We start from the raw sequence: 15,132 nt of genomic DNA, 5'->3' as shown, positions 1-15,132 counted from the left end.
TCACGGGCCTCGAACAGCTTCGCTTCGGTGACGTAGGAATAGAGAAAAACCATCGCCGAATGGACGTAGCCGTAGCGGCCGCACAGGAAGTAGCGCTTGCCGACATAGAATTTCAGGAAATTGATCCAGGGCGAGAAGACCAGCCGCGACATGCTGGGCTTGTCGCCCTGCTCGACCTGAGCTTCGACCTTGAGCGACGAATAGGAGTTCGTGCGCTTCAGATCCTCGGTCAGCGAGGTCGCGCGCCGGTGCAGCAGCATCCCCTTTTCGATCAGAGCGGTGCGGCCAGGCACTCTGAAGGACTCGTGGACGCGTTGAGCAATGTCCATTGTCGCCTTGTCGCGGCGAAAGAAGCGGAAGATGCGATTGTGTGCCACCCAGCGGTGGGCGTAGCCGTAACCTTTCAGGTAGTCGCGACGGCGGACGAACCAACCATCGGTATTGTTTCTGCCCGAACTTGTAATTTCGATGATGGATTGCCTCAGCTCAGCGTCGGCGCGCTCATCTGCCTCGATGCACAAGCACCAAGGCTGCGTGGCCTGTTGTAGCGCAAAAAGCCGCTGCCTGGCGAAGCCCGGCCAGTCGTTGTGGAACAGGCGGATCGGATAGCCTTTCGCGACGTAGTCCGCGATGCATTCCAGCGTGCCGTCGGTCGAACCAGAATCCACCACCACGATCTCGGCACAGAAGTCGACGCTCCGCAGGCAGTCGGCAATCATGTCGACTTCGTTCTTGCAGATGATCAGAGCGGAGACAGGAGTGTTGAACTGAGACATGGGGAGAGAATTAGGGGAGGCGTTAATTGCTTCCAGCCATGCGCCTTTACTGTGTTTGGTTCAAGGCACTGATTTCGACTAGGCCTTCATCTTTTACCTGACGGATAGTCAGCGCGGTGCGCACAGTGTCGACATTCGGCGTGGAGGTCAGTTCCTCGATGACAAAGCTCTGGAATGTTGCGAGATCGCTGGTCACGCAATGCAGCAGGAAATCGGACTCGCCGGAGACCATCCAGGCATCGCGCACGATCGGCCAGCTGCGCGTGCGCTCGGCGAAAGCCTTCAATTCCGCGTCGGCCTGGTGATGCAGGCCGATCAGGCAGAATGCAACGACATCCATGCCGAGCGCGGGAGCGTTGAGCAGGGCGCGATAGCCGCGGATGATGCCACTTTCTTCCAGCCGTTTGACGCGCCGTAGGCAGGGTGGGGCCGATATCCCGACACGGCGCGAGAGTTCGACATTGGTCATGCGGCCATCGCGCTGCAATTCGCGCAGTATCTTCCAGTCAATGGCGTCGAGATCGGCCTTTATCGGCATGGTTTCCGCCCGCTGCGCAAGAATCTTTCGCAAACACGTCATTAAACGAGTTTACGGGCCACGCCATCCCTGCACGGGGAATTTTCAGCATTCACCATGGATTAACCATGGGCTGCGGTTCGGTCAGCCATGCAAGCATTATGGGGACACTTGTCGCATGTCCTTGCTGGCAGAGTAGGCAGCACTTACATTGCGCGCAACAATTGCCGCTCGTTCGGGTCGCCTGAGGCGGCCGTCTTTCGCAAAGGCCGTTCCATGACCGTCAAGCACGCGCCCGTTCTCATCGTCGGTTCCGGCCCTGCCGGTTACACCGCGGCCATCTATGCGGCGCGAGCCATGCTGAAACCAATGCTGGTGGCTGGGCTCCAGCAGGGTGGCCAGCTGATGATCACCACGGATGTCGAAAACTACCCTGGCTTCGCCGATCCCGTACAGGGCCCGTGGCTGATGAGCGAGATGCTGAAGCAGGCCGAGCATGTCGGTACCGAGATCGTCAACGACATCATCACCGAGGTCGACCTCGATGTTCGCCCGTTCGTAGCCAAGGGCGATTCCGGCACGACCTATACGGCGGACGCTCTGATCATCGCCACCGGCGCGCAGGCGAAGTGGCTGGGCATTCCTTCCGAGCAGACCTTTATGGGATTCGGTGTTTCGGCCTGCGCTACCTGCGACGGGTTCTTCTATCGCGGCAAGGATGTCGCAGTGGTCGGCGGCGGCAACTCGGCGGTCGAAGAGGCACTCTATCTTTCCAACCTGGCCAAGACGGTCACCGTCATTCACCGTCGCAGCGAATTCAGGTCCGAACGCATCCTGCGCGAACGGCTGATGAAGAAGGACAATGTCCGCGTCATCTGGGACACGGTGGTGGACGAGATCACCGGCCGTCCCGGCCAGGCCCCGCTGCCGCCCTCGGTCGAAGGGCTGAAGTTGCGTAATGTGGCGACAGGTCAGGAGAGCCAGTTGAAGGTCGACGGTGTGTTCGTGGCGATCGGCCATGCACCGGCGGTGGAGCTGTTCACCGGCAAGCTCAAGCAGAAGTCGAATGGTTATCTGTGGACTGCACCGGATTCGACGCGGACCGACGTGCCCGGCGTCTTTGCCGCCGGCGATGTGACGGACGACATCTATCGCCAGGCGGTGACGGCGGCCGGCATGGGCTGCATGGCGGCGCTCGAAGCGGAAAAATATCTCGCTGGGATTGAGGTGCATCGGGAAGCGGCGGAATAAGCCGCAAAATCTCCGAGATCTTTCTTCAGACGCCAAAGCGAAACGAGGGGAATCATGGCGCTGGATTGGGACAAACTTCGCGTGTTTCACGCAGCCGCCGAGGCTGGGTCATTTACGCATGCGGCCGAGACACTGCATCTTTCGCAGTCGGCGATTTCGAGGCAGGTCAGCGCGCTGGAACACGACGTCGGCGTGCCACTGTTCCATCGTCATGCACGTGGCCTCGTGCTTACCGAACAGGGCGAGATGCTGTTTCGCACGGCGCACGACGTGCTGATGAAGCTGGAATCGATCAAGACCCGGCTGGCCGAATCCAAGGATCGGCCATCCGGCATTCTGCGCGTGACGACCACTGTAGGCCTGGGAGCCGGCTGGCTGACCGACCGCGTGCAGGAATTCATCGACCTCTATCCGGAAATCCATCTGCAGCTCATTCTCGCCAATGAGGAGCTGGACCTGACCATGCGCCAGGCCGACTGTGCGATCCGGCTGAGGCAGCCGCAGCAGCCGGACCTGATCCAGCGGCGTCTGTTCACGGTGCACTTCCATCTTTATGCGTCGCCGGCCTATGTGAACAAATTCGGCAAGCCAGCAACGGTGGCCGAACTCAAGAGCCACCGCATCGTCACCTTCGGCGTGCCGGTGCCGACGCATCTGTCTGAGCTCAATTGGCTGGAGACGGTCGGCGATTTCGAAAGCGGGCAGCGCGTGCCGACGTTGCAGATCAACGACATCCTGTCGATCAAGCGTGCTGTGCAAGGCGGTGCCGGCATCGCCATGCTGCCGGACTATGTCGTCGGCAAGGATGCCGGCCTGGTGCAGCTTCTGCCCGAAACCGAGGTGCCGTCCTTCGACACCTATTTCGCCTATCCCGATGCCATGAAAAACCAGGCGAAGCTGCACGTCTTCCGCGACTTCATCATCGCCAAGGCCCGCAACTGGTCATATTGATCCGGCGCTTTCGGACCTTCCAGTAGCCGTTGTTCCCGGTGGTGGTTTCGCCTGCGCGGTTTATGCGTCGTGCCACGGCTTCAATCTAGGCAGCCAGCCCGGCACGGCGCGTCGGTAGGTCTCATATTCAGCACCGTAACGCCTGGCGAGTGTCGGCTCTTCATAGAAGTGCACGAACGACGCCATGGCTATGCCCATGATCAACCCGTAAAGCGCGACCGCCCAGCTTGCGAAGAGCAGCGCCTGGCCGGCGATGATCGAAAGCACGGCGACATACATGGGGTTGCGGATATGGCGATAGATACCGCCGACCACCAGTCTCTCTGTGGGGGCGACCGGCGCCGGCGTGCCGAGGCCTTCGAGAGCGAAGCGGGCAAAAGAATGCAGAAGAGCCGCGGCAGCTGCCACGATCAGGATCCAGCCCATGACCACAAAAGGCAGCGCTGTAGAAAATGGGAGACGATAGCGATCGAGGACCAACCAAGGCAGCACGCCAGCAACAATGCAGGGTGCGACCAGAAAGAAAACTGCGCTGCCGATGATGGCTGAGGTCCTGCTCTTCATGATGCCCCCAGTTCGGTTCTTCCGCGCCAGGCGGTATCGCCGGCTGTCAGATTATCTGCCTGTTTCGGCGCCACACTTTCTCCTCCTGGCTGCCGGCCAATGCATAGATTTGCAGCGCAGCATGAAAAACGCTGTGCAATGTGCCGCTTTTCTGGCCCTATGGCCGTGAAATGTGCGTTGGACCACAGCCTGAGCCTTTTTGCATGTGTGCGTTGCAAAATAGGTGCTTGTTTGTTGGGCAGGAAGAGCCCATATATCAATCATCTCCTGGGCGCGTTCTCCTCCCATTAGCGCCCTTGAGTGTTCCCCTCTGGAGGTTTAGCCCTAACGGGCGCTTCCATTCAACTTAGCCGGGTCTTCGCGATCCGGCTTTTTTGTTGCCTGCGGCGAGGGGAAACCGCATGCCGGAAAGATCGTGGGAACAGGTCCACGCGAAGTGCGATCGACAGAGCATATGCGCCACGTCGAGGACGCTCTAACACTTTTGAATCTGCGCATCGTGCTTTCCGAAAATCGATTTCGATTTCGGGCCGATGCGTTAGCTATCCGTCATGTAACGGTCACGTGTAACCCTAAGTAACATGGTAATACGCAAATTAGCGGTTATGCATGTAATCAGGACGCGATCAGAATCGTTCGAGGGATGGGGGCATCTCCCGCACGATCGGGCTCTGGCAACGGTCGCGTCCAGCCTAATTCTTCCGGTTGAGGCGATAGCCTGGATTGGAGACATGCGGCGGACCTGAGCTCTTTTCTCCCAAGAAAGCGGTCCGCGAAAACGGCGTCCGGTTCAACCGGACGCCGTTTTGTCTTTCACCCTGATGATGTGGCCGCCGCTTGGGCGAGCGCAACTCGGAGACGATATCGTCAGGCTGCCTTGCCGTTGGCGTTCATGACGTCGTCGGCGAGGCGGCCGGTCAGTTCCGCCATGTGGTCGAAGCTCGCCTGGTAGCTGGCTACACCGGCCGTCGCCGAGCGCAACTCGATGATCAGGTCGCCAATCTCCGCTTGCGGCATGGTTGCCTCCACGACGTCCCAGCCGGGCCAGTCAGCGCGAGCGTCGTAGCCGAGGATCTGGCCGCGCCTTTGTGGAATGAGCGCGATGATCCTGGCCGTCGCGTCGGAGGGTGTCACGATTTCCACCTTCATGATCGGCTCCAGCAGCACGGGTGAACAGGTCGCCATGCCTTCCCTCATCGCGAGCTTCGCAGCCATCTGGAACGCCATGTCGGAGGAATCGACGCTGTGATAGGAGCCGTCGGAAAGATTGACTGCGACGTCGACGACCGGGAAACCGAGCGGTCCGCATTTCAAGTAATCGCGCGCGCCGGTTTCGACCGACTGGATGTAGGTCTTAGGCACGACACCGCCGGTGATGGTGTCGGTGAACTGGAAGCCGCTGCCACGCGGCAATGGCTTGATCTCCAGCACCACGTCGCCGAACTGGCCGTGGCCGCCTGACTGTTTCTTGTGGCGCCCGCGCTGCTGAACCGATTTGCGGATGGTTTCGCGATAGGGCACCGCGGGTGCATGCCCCTCGACTGCGATCTGGTTCTTGCCTTCCAGCCGCTCGCGCACCACGCGCAGATGCATCTCGCCATGGCCGGACAGGACCGTCTCGGCCGAGTCCTGGTTGTGGCTCAGGCTCAGTGAAGGGTCCTCTTCGGCAAGGCGCTGGATGGCTGCCGACATCTTGACGTCATCCTTGCGCTCTTTCGGCCGCAAGGCAAAAGCAAAGACCGGCTGGGGCGGGGCGAGGTCGACGAGCGGTTTCATGCCGCCTTTTGCCGAAGTCAGGGTCTGGCCCGTGTGGGCCTCGTCGAGCTTGCCGATGGCCACAGTCTCACCAGCCTTGGCGGTGGCAAGCTTCGACTGATCCTTGCCCAGCATGCGATAGATGCCGGAAACCTTTGTCGTGTTGCCGTCCGAAAGAAAGAGTTCGGCGCCGTCGTTGATCTGCCCTGACAGGATGCGCGAGATCGAAAGCTTGCCGCCATGCGGCGTATGGACGGTCTTCATCACCTGCACGACGGTTGCCGCACCATCCGGCGCGCCAAGGCGCTTGCGGGTGGCCTCGACGTCGGGCGCATCGTGACGGATTGTCTTCAGGAGCCGCAGCACACCGTTGCCTTTTTCGGCCGTGCCGATCAGCACCGGCGTGACAGTGCCGGCACGCAGATCGGCGGCGAGGTCGTCGAAGACGGCGTCCTTCGGCGGTTCGATCTCTTCCAGCAACTGTTCCATGAGCTGGTCGTCGTGATCGGCGAGGGTTTCCAGCATGGAGAACCGCGCCTCGATCTCGCGCGCCTTGTCGTCATCTGGGATTTCGGCGACTTCGCTCTCGGCATATTCGCGGTAGATGTAGGCTCGCTCGAGCGCAAGGTCGATCGAACCAATGACGACACCGTCCTTGCGCAACGGAATCTGGCGCAGCAGCAGCGGCACGGAACTGGTCGGCTGCAGCATCTTCAGCGTCTCGCGCACACCGGCGATCGCCTTGTCGACCTTGTTCAGGAACAGGATGCGCGGCACGCCAAGATCGTCCAGCTTGCGCATGATGAGCTGCAGTGCCGGGATCTTCTTCTCATCCGCCTCGGCTACCACGACGGCGATGTCGCAACCTGCCAGGACGGGCTCGGCCTCGAAGGCGAATTCGATAGAGCCGGGACAATCGATGAAGGTGAACTCGTCACCCATGAATTCGGTGGTGGCAATGCTCGCCTCGACGCTCATGGCGTGGGCGCGGGCTTCCGCGGAATGGTCCGATACGGTGTTGCCGGACGAAACCGGGTTCTGGCGAGGAATGGCGCCCGTTCGGGCGAGAATGGCTTCGAGAAGTGTCGTCTTACCGCTTGCGAAGGGACCGACTATGGCTATGCATTTCGGTCCCGAGCGTCGTCCTCCGGCGCGATTACCCATGCTGACCTCCACTCAGGCATTCCGCTGAGAGCGGCGGCCGGCCTGTCGGCCGTCGCGGATCGAAAGCGTTTGCCAGCGACCCGGAAACATCGAAACATGGGTTCGAAAGCAGGGCAAGGAAAATAGAGCAATTCCAGCAAAAGTGGGCAGCGGTTTTGCGTCCGGAATTGCGTGAAAAAAGATAGAGCAATCCGCGCTTCAGAGAAAAGTGGAATTGCTCTAGATGACGGGCGGCTAAGCTTGGTCGACAAAGAGCCTGATTCAGAGACCTGGAAGGAGAAACCGATGAAGATCATCGCTTGCGGCAGCGTGCCGACAATCGTTGCCTCGAACGCTTATTTCACTGGAAGGGTGACACAGAATCCCATCATCGAGGCAGAGGCACCGGCACGGCTGAGGGCCACTTCGGTAAGTTTCGAGACGGGCGCGCGAACGCACTGGCACACACATCCTCTCGGCCAGACGATCCATGTCGTCTCGGGTGCCGGGCTGGCGCAAAGCTGGGGTGGGCCGATCCGGGAGATCAAGGCTGGCGACACCGTCTGGTTCGAGCCCGGTGAGAAGCATTGGCATGGCGCCGGACCGAAGACGGCCATGACCCATATCGCCATGCAGGAGGCGCTCAACGGGTCGCCCGTCGACTGGCTGGAGCCGGTCAGCGACGAACAGTATCAGGGATAATGCAGCGCCGCTGCCGAAAAAAAGCCCGGTCATGAGCCGGGCTTTTTGCGAGTCTTCTGAATCCCTTAATGGGATCAGCTGAGGCTTCCCGTGAAGCGCTGGATGCGCGTGCAAGCCTCCTCCAGCAGCTTCTCGGACGTCGCATAGGAAATGCGGAAGTTCGGACCGAGGCCGAAGGCCGAACCGAACACCACGGCCACGCCTTCGGCTTCCAGCAGTTCAGAACAGAAGGTCTCGTCGGAATCGATCAGCTTTCCGCCTTGCGTCTTTTTTCCGATCAGCTGGGCGCAGGACGGATAGACGTAGAAGGCCCCTTCGGGTGACGGGCAGGAAATGCCACGCGCCTGGTTCAGCATCGACACCACGAGATCGCGGCGCGCCTGGAAGATCGCCTTATTCTTCTTCACGAAATCCTGCGGGCCGTTCAGCGCTTCCACCGAGGCCCATTGCGCGATCGTGCAGGCGCCCGAGGTCTGCTGGCCCTGGATCATGTCCATGGCTTTGATCAGTGGCAGCGGGCCCGCTGCGTAGCCGATGCGCCAGCCGGTCATGGCATAGGCCTTGGAAACGCCGTTCATGGTCAGCGTGCGCTCATAGAGGCGCGGCTCGACCTCGGCGATCGTCTTGAAGACGAAATCGCCGTAGGTGAGGTGCTCATACATGTCGTCGGTCAGGATCCAGACCTGGGGATGCTTCAAAAGCACCTCGGCCAGCGCCTTGAGCTCGGTCTCGGTATAGGCGGCACCGGACGGGTTGGACGGCGAGTTCATCACCAGCCATTTCGTCTTCGGCGTGATGACCTTTTCCAGACCTTCGGCCGTCAGCTTGAAACCGTTGTCGATGCTGGTCTCGGCAAAGGTCGCGGTGCCGCCGCAGATGGCGACCATCTCGGGATAGCTCACCCAATAGGGACGTGGAATGACGACTTCGTCACCAGGATTCAGCGTCGCCATGAAAGCGTTGAACAGGATCTGCTTGCCGCCGGTTCCGACGATGGTCTGCTCCGGCTTGTAGTCGAGATTGTTCTCGCGCTTGAACTTCTTGGCGATCGCGTCACGCAGCGGGACGATGCCGGAAACCGGCGGATATTTCGTCTCGCCACGGCGGATCGCTTCGATAGCGGCGTTCTTGACATTGTCCGGCGTGTCGAAATCGGGTTCTCCCGCACCGAGACCGATGATGTCACGGCCGGCGTTTTTCAACTCGCGCGCTTTCTGCGTGACCGCGATGGTCGCGGAGGGCTTTACGCGGGAAAGTGCGTCGGCGAGGAAGGCCATGACAGGATCTCCATAGAAAGCGGCCAAAGGCGGCAGCGGGGTCTCTATTGTCGTATCGGCAAAACAAGCGCAAGCTTCGTTTGCTGAGCCAGTGGCTCGGTTTTGGCTTCGCAAGGCCAATCGGGATCATTAACGCGCGGTAAAACCTTGGCCGATAGATTTGCCTGGTTTTGGCACGCGGCTAAGCGAGGAACAGTGTCGCGCAGCATCGGGCTCGCCCACATCATTCGTCACGATGATGGCACCTCGACCGGGGTGTGGGGCCTGTATACCCTCAAGAGCGCGTTCCAGCCGATCTTTGCTTTCGAGGATGGCAAGCTCTCCATTGCGGCCTTCGAAGGACTGATCCGGCCGTTCCGCGACGGCGAACCGCAATCGCCAGGCAAGTTCTTCGCCACCTGCTCACCGGCTGACCGGCTGCATGTCGAGGCCTTGACGCGAACCCTGCATCTCCTCAATGCGGGCACATGCCTGCCGGACGATGCCAATATCTTCATCAATTTCGACCCGTCCGTTTTCATCGACAGGGCCGTTTCGGACAATGCACTGCGCGAAATGCGTCTGGTGCTGCACGAAGCGGGCATCGATCCGAAGCGGGTCGTCTGTGAGGTGACGGAGCAACGCTCCGCCTCCAAGGTTGCGCTGGGCGACTTCGTCGAGGCCCTCAGGGCAAACGGATTCCGTATCGCTGTCGATGACTACGGCGCCGATGATTCCGACATCAACCGGATCAAGGAGCTGAAGCCTGACATCGTGAAGTTCGATGCGCACTGGATCACCCAGTTGATGGACTCCGGTGCCGGGTTTGCATTGCTGATGACGATGGTGGCGGCATTCGAGGGTCGCGGCATCCGGACGGTTTTCGAAGGCATAGAGGAAAGCTGGCAGCTTGATCTCGCCGAAAAATCCGGCGCGTCCATGGTGCAGGGCTTTGTTCTGGCCAAGCCTGAAATCGCGCCGACCAGTTTCCGCAGCTATGCCAAGGCCGTGCATATGCCCGAACCCGGGCCGCTGGCCGGTGGAGAACCTGGCGGCGGCATTTCCGCCCAGTCGGGGCGCCCGGCTAGAAGCTTCGGAAAGCGGATCGTTCAATGAGTGCGTGACCAGCGCACAAGCTCGCCGGCCGGATGGTCATCCAGCCGTGTTCCCGGTTCTTCCTTCATTCGTCCTTGTTTCGGGTGGCAACGCAATAGTGCTGTCTGTAACCGAAACACCTTGCTCCACGGACATATCAGCGGCGCTGATTGATATTCACCAAAAGAAATCGCTGGATGCTGGAGGTCGGCTCAGGCAAACCGCTGCTTTGAAGGGAAACGCGATGACCATTCTCTACAGCATGATCGACAGCGGCAATTGTTATAAGCCGCGCCTGCTGATGGCCAAGCTTGGTCAGCCCTTCACCAATGTCGAGGTTTCTTCCCATACGGGCGCAACACGCACGCCCGAATATATGGCCAAGAACCCGAACGCCATGGTGCCCATGCTGGAGCTGGATGACGGCAGACGGATCGCCGAATCCAACGCCATCCTGCTTTATCTCGCCGAAGGCACGCGTTTCCTGCCTGCCGACCGCTACGAGCGGGGGCTGGTCTATCAGTGGCTGTTCTTCGAGCAGTACAGTCACGAGCCCTACATCGCCGTGCGCAAGGCGCTGATCACTTTCCCCGAAAGGGCCAGGGATGCCACGCCGGAACGTCTCGCGACGACGCTGGAGCGTGGCAACAAGGCGCTCGGCGTCATGGAGCAGAGGCTCGGGCAGAGCCCGTTTCTTGCAGGTAATGCCTACAGTGTCGCCGACATAGCACTCTACGCCTATACGCACACGGCCGAACTCGGCGGCTTCGATCTCAGTGCGTTTCCGGCAATTGGTGCGTGGCTGAAGCGGGTGGAAGCGGATCCCGGCCATGTGCCTATCGAATGGCTTCCGTAACATGTGTCACTGACAGCCAGCGGAAACGGCCATCGGCGCGCGTGCGGAGGCTGGCGGCAGGACATTTCAGGAACCTTCTCGCCTCGATGTGGTTGATTGGAAATTCGAGGAGGCTTCCGTGGCCCGCGAACCCGTACCCGACCAAACCCAGAAGGATCCTTCTCCGAAGCCTCCAGGCTCCGAGCCCCATGATCAGCCTGTGAGGGATACGAGAGAAGATCCTGCTCCCAATCCCAATCAGAAAATCAAGAAGAAGCGACCGGAGCGGCGGCCCTGAGCCGTCCGGAATGCCTTCCGATTCCGACCGATCTGCAGGCACGCGCGAGCTGAGGATCTTCTGAACCTTTTGGATTTTGGGCCGTTGAGCGCGATGTCCAGAGCCGAACAGAGCCCCGCTGATGCCGTCAAACCACGTGGCTCCGCCAAGCCGCGCCGGGCCAAGCCGCGCCGGAAGGCGCACTCCACCAAGAAACCGAGCCGGAAGTCCTCACGGCAAGCAAAATCGCGGCATGAGGTTTCGCCTGTCAGCAACGCACGCGAGACGCAGTCAGGTCCGGAGCCTACCGAAGAGGTGGTTGCCGACAGGGAGCCGGAAGCTGTCGGGGAAGACGTTCCACCTCCACCCGAAGGGGATGAACCCAGTCCGGAGCTAACGCCCGAGCAGGCTGAGCGGGCGCGCAAGAAATACCTGTTCAGGCGTTTCTGGATCAGCGCGCGGGGCTACTGGAGCCTTCGCGGCGACAAGCTCGCCTGGGCGTTCACGATCGGGCTTCTGCTCCTGATCTGCATCAATGTCGGCTTTCAGTATGGGATCAACCTCTGGAATCGCTGGATCTTCGATGCCATTGAGCAACGCAATGCCCGTACCGTCTATCTGCTGAGTGCGGTCTTCATCCCCCTGGTGATGGCGAGCGGGAGCCTTGTGGTGGCGCAGGTTTATCTGCGCATGACGATTCAACGGCGCTGGCGGTCCTGGCTCACGACGGCGGTCATCGCGCGCTGGCTGGCCAACGGTCGCTACTACCAGCTGAACCTGGTCGGCGGCGATCATCAAAATCCGGAAGCCCGTCTGACGGAAGATCTGCGCATCGCCACGGAATCGCCGGTCGATTTCCTTTCCGGTGTCCTCAACGCGTTTTTGTCGGCCTCCACCTTCATCGTGGTGTTGTGGACGATCGGCGGCGCGCTGACCCTGCCATTCGGCACGTCGACCATCACCATTCCCGGCTTCCTCGTTGTTGCCGCCGTGATTTATGCTGCCATCACGTCCATCTCGATGGTCGTCATCGGCCGCAACTTCGTTCGGCTTTCCGAACAGAAGAACCAGGTAGAGGCCGAATTCCGCTATACGCTGACGCGCGTGCGTGAGAACGGCGAGAGCATCGCCCTGCTCGGCGGCGAGGAGGAGGAGCGCAGTGGCATCGACAGGACCTTCGCCGGCGTACTCGCGCGATGGGCGCAGCTAACCGGCCAGCACATGCGCACGGCACTGGTCTCGCAAGGATCAAGCTTGTTCGCTCCAGTCGTGCCGATACTGCTGTGTGCGCCCAAATTTCTCGAGGGCTCCATGACGCTCGGAGAGGTGATGCAGGCGGCCTCGGCCTTCGCCATCGTACAGGGCGCGTTTGGCTGGCTTGTCGACAACTATCCGCGCCTGGCCGACTGGAACGCATCTGCCCATCGTATCGCCTCGCTGATGATGTCGCTCGACGGTCTGGAGCGCGCCGAACAGAGCGAAAAGCTCGGGCGCATCGAACACGGCGAGACGACGGGCAACGCGATGCTCACCCTTAACGATCTCTCAGTGACGCTTGACGACGGCACCGCGGTGGTCAGGGAGACCGAAGTTGCGATAGAGCAGGGCGAGCGGGTTCTCGTCTCGGGCGATTCCGGCTCCGGTAAATCCACCCTCGTGCGGGCCATCGCCGGCCTTTGGCCATGGGGCAGCGGCAGCGTCAACTTCCATCCCGACAAGCGGCTGTTCATGTTGCCGCAGCGTCCTTACATCCCGACAGGGACGTTGCGTCGCGCCGTCGCCTATCCCGGCGCCGCCGACGATTGGACGCCAAAAACGATCAAGGCGACCTTGGAGAAGGTCGGGCTTGGCCATCTGAAAGACAGGATCGAGGAGGAGGCGCCCTGGGACCAGACCCTGTCAGGCGGTGAAAAGCAGCGCCTTGCCTTCGCGCGCCTGTTCCTGCATCGGCCCGATGTCCTGGTGCTGGACGAAGCGACGGCAGCGCTGGATGAGAAGAGCCAGGACAAGATGATGGAAGCGGTGATCCGTGAGCTGCCGAAGGTGACCATCATCAGCGTGGCGCATCGCACGGAGCTGGAAGCCTACCACACCCGCAAGATCACGTTGGAGCGGCGCAAGGGCGGCGCAAAGCTCGTCAGTGACATCGATCTTCTCCCACGCAAGGGGAGGCGGAATCTATTCCAGCGTGCTTTGTGGGGCAGTGGGAAGCGAGGGCGACGCTAGAACATGTCCCCCGCTTTCTAAATCGCGGAAACGCCCCGGCTCTTTGTCTTTACGCAATTCCAGCGTTTTGCTCGAATTGCTCCGGAGAAAAACAAAAAGGCGGGAAAAATCCCGCCTTTCGTTAAGTCTGCTAGCCTGACCCGGAGCGTTCCTGGTGGTGCCGGCGGCAATCCGCCGCTTCGACTGTCCTGCCATTTCCGCTCCGGCGCGCTTCTCGCGCGACCGTCAGTACATCCGTGACTTGCCGCGCGCTCCGGACAGATGCCCGGCGCGCGCCTTGCGCCAAATCAGGCTGCCGACAGAGATCCAGCGGACGACTTGCCGGTACGGCGGTCCTGCTCGATCTCGTAGCTGATCTTCTGGCCATCATTGAGGGTGGTCAGACCAGCGCGCTGCACGGCGGAGATGTGGACGAAAACGTCCGCGCCGCCGGCGTCAGGCTGGATGAAACCGAAGCCCTTGGTGGCGTTGAACCACTTGACCGTTCCAGTTGCCATTATCGATGTTCCTTCACATTCACTTGCGTTTTCTTCAGACCGGACCACGCCGGCCTTTGGTATCGAGATTTTGGAGAAAGACGGGAGCAAACGCGAAGATCGCGAGGCATGGGGTCAATCGGCCCAAATATCAACGTCACGCATATAAGCGACTTTTTCACCGAAAACAAGGCGGTGTTGTTTGGCACCCAATGCAAACACTGCACGACTGGCAAGCCGCAAAGCATCGGCGTAGTTTGGCCGATACGATACTTCATGCCGGAGGAGGCCATGAAAAAAACGATCCTGTTTGCCGCATGTCTTTCGCTTGTTGCGGCCGAGGCGCAGGCGATTTCGCGCTATGATCCGAGCCGCATGAGCTGCGACCGGGTGCAGAGGCTGGTCGACCGCGAGGGCGCGGTGATCCTGCGCTACCGCTCTCCGCGCAATCCGCGCCTCACGCTGTATGACCGTTATGTTGCAAGTGTTGAATTCTGCGACATGGGCGAGTTGCGCAGCCGTGCGTCCGTGCCGAGCGCCGATACCGGCTCCTGCCCGGTGTTCAAATGCAAGCGTCCGGATTTCGACCGGCGCCGCTTCATCGTGCCGTTCGATTAGAGCAATTTCGGAAAAAGGAAGCGCTCTAAAATTCGGGCGAGGTTCGCCCGAATTCCGACCTGAGCCTGCGAGCTTAAAAACCGAACGAAGTCTGGGCCGAGGGCGGCGGGCCGACGCGCACGCCTTCCATGGCCAGCATCTTTTCCTTGGTCGCCGAACCGCCGGGCGCGGAGAAGCCGCCTATCTTGCCGCCGACCGCGGTGATGCGGTGGCAAGGAATCACCAGCGGCACCGGGTTAGCGCCGAGGGCCGCGCCCGTCTCGCGGGCAAGCCCGGAGTGGCCGGCACGTTTGGCGAGTTCGCCATAGGTGGTGGTTTCCCCAAAGGCCAGCTTGCGCGCGGCGTCGTAGATGGCGAGGCGGAAGTCATCGATGCCGTCGAGATCGACCGGCACATCGGAGAAATCGATGGTTTCGCCAGCGGCATAGGCCTTGATCGCCTCGATCAGCTCGCCCACCCAGCCAGGAGCGGAACCGTCCTCGAAACGCTTGCCTGGCACGCTTTCCAATCGCAGCAGGCGCCGCTCGAGACTCTCGGCGCTGGATTGCGGCAGGCAGAGGCGGGTGAGCCCGCGCTCGTTCCAGGCGATGCCCATGAAGCCGAGCGCCGTGGAGAAGATGGCGTGGCCGGGCGTGACGGCGAGATTTTTTTCGACACTTTTTTCAATGGCGGTCTGCATGGTCAGGCTCC

14 protein-coding genes are annotated in these 15,132 nt (G+C 60.7%); 7 read left to right on the top strand and 7 right to left on the bottom strand.

Annotated elements, in window-relative coordinates; all coding sequences use genetic code 11:
• Both AO692_RS14425 and AO692_RS14420 read right to left on the bottom strand, forming a co-directional pair.
• On the bottom strand, positions 1 to 776 hold a 776-nt coding region (locus AO692_RS14425; protein ID WP_054310740.1), incomplete at its 3' end, for a glycosyltransferase family 2 protein.
• A gap of 46 nt (positions 777 to 822) precedes the next feature.
• Positions 823 to 1,314, bottom strand: coding sequence for an Lrp/AsnC family transcriptional regulator (locus AO692_RS14420; RefSeq protein ID WP_054310739.1), 492 nt, complete (start codon positions 1,312 to 1,314; stop codon positions 823 to 825).
• A gap of 255 nt (positions 1,315 to 1,569) precedes the next feature.
• Between AO692_RS14420 and trxB the strand changes: the two genes are divergently transcribed.
• Together trxB and AO692_RS14410 are read left to right on the top strand one after the other, a co-directional pair.
• Positions 1,570 to 2,544: a thioredoxin-disulfide reductase gene (gene trxB, locus AO692_RS14415; RefSeq protein WP_054310738.1), complete on the top strand. Its 975-nt coding sequence runs from the start codon at positions 1,570 to 1,572 to the stop codon at positions 2,542 to 2,544.
• A gap of 54 nt (positions 2,545 to 2,598) precedes the next feature.
• The gene (locus tag AO692_RS14410) at positions 2,599 to 3,495 is read left to right on the top strand and encodes a LysR family transcriptional regulator (RefSeq protein WP_054310737.1); all 897 of its coding nucleotides are present in this window, start codon (positions 2,599 to 2,601) and stop codon (positions 3,493 to 3,495) included.
• Between the two features lie 60 nt (positions 3,496 to 3,555).
• On the opposite strand, the gene AO692_RS14405 is transcribed toward AO692_RS14410, so the two are convergent.
• A complete protein-coding gene (locus tag AO692_RS14405; RefSeq protein WP_054310736.1) occupies positions 3,556 to 4,059 on the bottom strand; it encodes an isoprenylcysteine carboxylmethyltransferase family protein in 504 nt (167 codons plus the stop codon).
• Positions 4,060 to 4,926: 867 nt separating this feature from the next.
• Positions 4,927 to 6,978 (bottom strand): elongation factor G, encoded by a 2,052-nt coding sequence (locus AO692_RS14400; RefSeq protein ID WP_054310735.1) that lies wholly within the window; start codon positions 6,976 to 6,978, stop codon positions 4,927 to 4,929.
• Between the two features lie 285 nt (positions 6,979 to 7,263).
• On the opposite strand from AO692_RS14400, the gene AO692_RS14395 reads away from it, so the two are divergent.
• Entirely contained in the window at positions 7,264 to 7,659 is a 396-nt protein-coding gene (locus tag AO692_RS14395; RefSeq protein ID WP_054310734.1) for a cupin domain-containing protein, read from the top strand.
• A 74-nt stretch (positions 7,660 to 7,733) separates the two neighbouring features.
• Here the strand turns inward: AO692_RS14395 and AO692_RS14390 are convergent, their stop codons facing one another.
• Positions 7,734 to 8,936 (bottom strand): pyridoxal phosphate-dependent aminotransferase, encoded by a 1,203-nt coding sequence (locus tag AO692_RS14390; RefSeq protein ID WP_054310733.1) that lies wholly within the window; start codon positions 8,934 to 8,936, stop codon positions 7,734 to 7,736.
• 195 nt (positions 8,937 to 9,131) lie between these two features.
• On the opposite strand from AO692_RS14390, the gene AO692_RS14385 reads away from it, so the two are divergent.
• The 3 genes from AO692_RS14385 (at position 9,132) to AO692_RS14375 (ending at position 13,348) form a co-directional block, all read left to right on the top strand.
• Positions 9,132 to 10,031, top strand: coding sequence for an EAL domain-containing protein (locus AO692_RS14385; protein WP_054310732.1), 900 nt, complete (start codon positions 9,132 to 9,134; stop codon positions 10,029 to 10,031).
• 223 nt (positions 10,032 to 10,254) lie between these two features.
• Positions 10,255 to 10,866, top strand: a complete 612-nt coding sequence (locus AO692_RS14380; protein ID WP_054310731.1) for a glutathione S-transferase family protein — start codon at positions 10,255 to 10,257, stop codon at positions 10,864 to 10,866.
• A 370-nt stretch (positions 10,867 to 11,236) separates the two neighbouring features.
• Entirely contained in the window at positions 11,237 to 13,348 is a 2,112-nt protein-coding gene (locus tag AO692_RS14375) for an ATP-binding cassette domain-containing protein (protein ID WP_152979840.1), read from the top strand.
• A gap of 287 nt (positions 13,349 to 13,635) precedes the next feature.
• Here the strand turns inward: AO692_RS14375 and AO692_RS14370 are convergent, their stop codons facing one another.
• Positions 13,636 to 13,845, bottom strand: a complete 210-nt coding sequence (locus AO692_RS14370) for a cold-shock protein (protein ID WP_054310730.1) — start codon at positions 13,843 to 13,845, stop codon at positions 13,636 to 13,638.
• Positions 13,846 to 14,115: 270 nt separating this feature from the next.
• Between AO692_RS14370 and AO692_RS14365 the strand changes: the two genes are divergently transcribed.
• On the top strand, positions 14,116 to 14,442 hold the full coding sequence (locus AO692_RS14365; RefSeq protein WP_152979836.1) for a hypothetical protein: 327 nt from the start codon (positions 14,116 to 14,118) through the stop codon (positions 14,440 to 14,442).
• A gap of 73 nt (positions 14,443 to 14,515) precedes the next feature.
• On the opposite strand, the gene AO692_RS14360 is transcribed toward AO692_RS14365, so the two are convergent.
• Positions 14,516 to 15,121 (bottom strand): methylated-DNA--[protein]-cysteine S-methyltransferase, encoded by a 606-nt coding sequence (locus tag AO692_RS14360; protein ID WP_054310729.1) that lies wholly within the window; start codon positions 15,119 to 15,121, stop codon positions 14,516 to 14,518.
• Positions 15,122 to 15,132: the final 11 nt, after the last annotated feature.

This window comes from Mesorhizobium sp. 1M-11, assembly GCF_001303895.1.
Taxonomy (GTDB): domain Bacteria; phylum Pseudomonadota; class Alphaproteobacteria; order Rhizobiales; family Rhizobiaceae; genus Mesorhizobium.
Note: the sequence above shows the minus strand (reverse complement) of the source record. Positions and strands in the feature narration are given on the sequence as shown.

Coding starts and splice junctions, on each gene's coding strand:
- AO692_RS14420 (WP_054310739.1), bottom strand. CDS start 1,314: ATGCCGATAAAGGCCGATCTCGACGCCATTGACTGGAAGATACTGCGC.
- trxB (WP_054310738.1), top strand. CDS start 1,570: ATGACCGTCAAGCACGCGCCCGTTCTCATCGTCGGTTCCGGCCCTGCC.
- AO692_RS14410 (WP_054310737.1), top strand. CDS start 2,599: ATGGCGCTGGATTGGGACAAACTTCGCGTGTTTCACGCAGCCGCCGAG.
- AO692_RS14405 (WP_054310736.1), bottom strand. CDS start 4,059: ATGAAGAGCAGGACCTCAGCCATCATCGGCAGCGCAGTTTTCTTTCTG.
- AO692_RS14400 (WP_054310735.1), bottom strand. CDS start 6,978: ATGGGTAATCGCGCCGGAGGACGACGCTCGGGACCGAAATGCATAGCC.
- AO692_RS14395 (WP_054310734.1), top strand. CDS start 7,264: ATGAAGATCATCGCTTGCGGCAGCGTGCCGACAATCGTTGCCTCGAAC.
- AO692_RS14390 (WP_054310733.1), bottom strand. CDS start 8,936: ATGGCCTTCCTCGCCGACGCACTTTCCCGCGTAAAGCCCTCCGCGACC.
- AO692_RS14380 (WP_054310731.1), top strand. CDS start 10,255: ATGACCATTCTCTACAGCATGATCGACAGCGGCAATTGTTATAAGCCG.
- AO692_RS14375 (WP_152979840.1), top strand. CDS start 11,237: ATGTCCAGAGCCGAACAGAGCCCCGCTGATGCCGTCAAACCACGTGGC.
- AO692_RS14370 (WP_054310730.1), bottom strand. CDS start 13,845: ATGGCAACTGGAACGGTCAAGTGGTTCAACGCCACCAAGGGCTTCGGT.
- AO692_RS14365 (WP_152979836.1), top strand. CDS start 14,116: ATGAAAAAAACGATCCTGTTTGCCGCATGTCTTTCGCTTGTTGCGGCC.
- AO692_RS14360 (WP_054310729.1), bottom strand. CDS start 15,121: ATGCAGACCGCCATTGAAAAAAGTGTCGAAAAAAATCTCGCCGTCACG.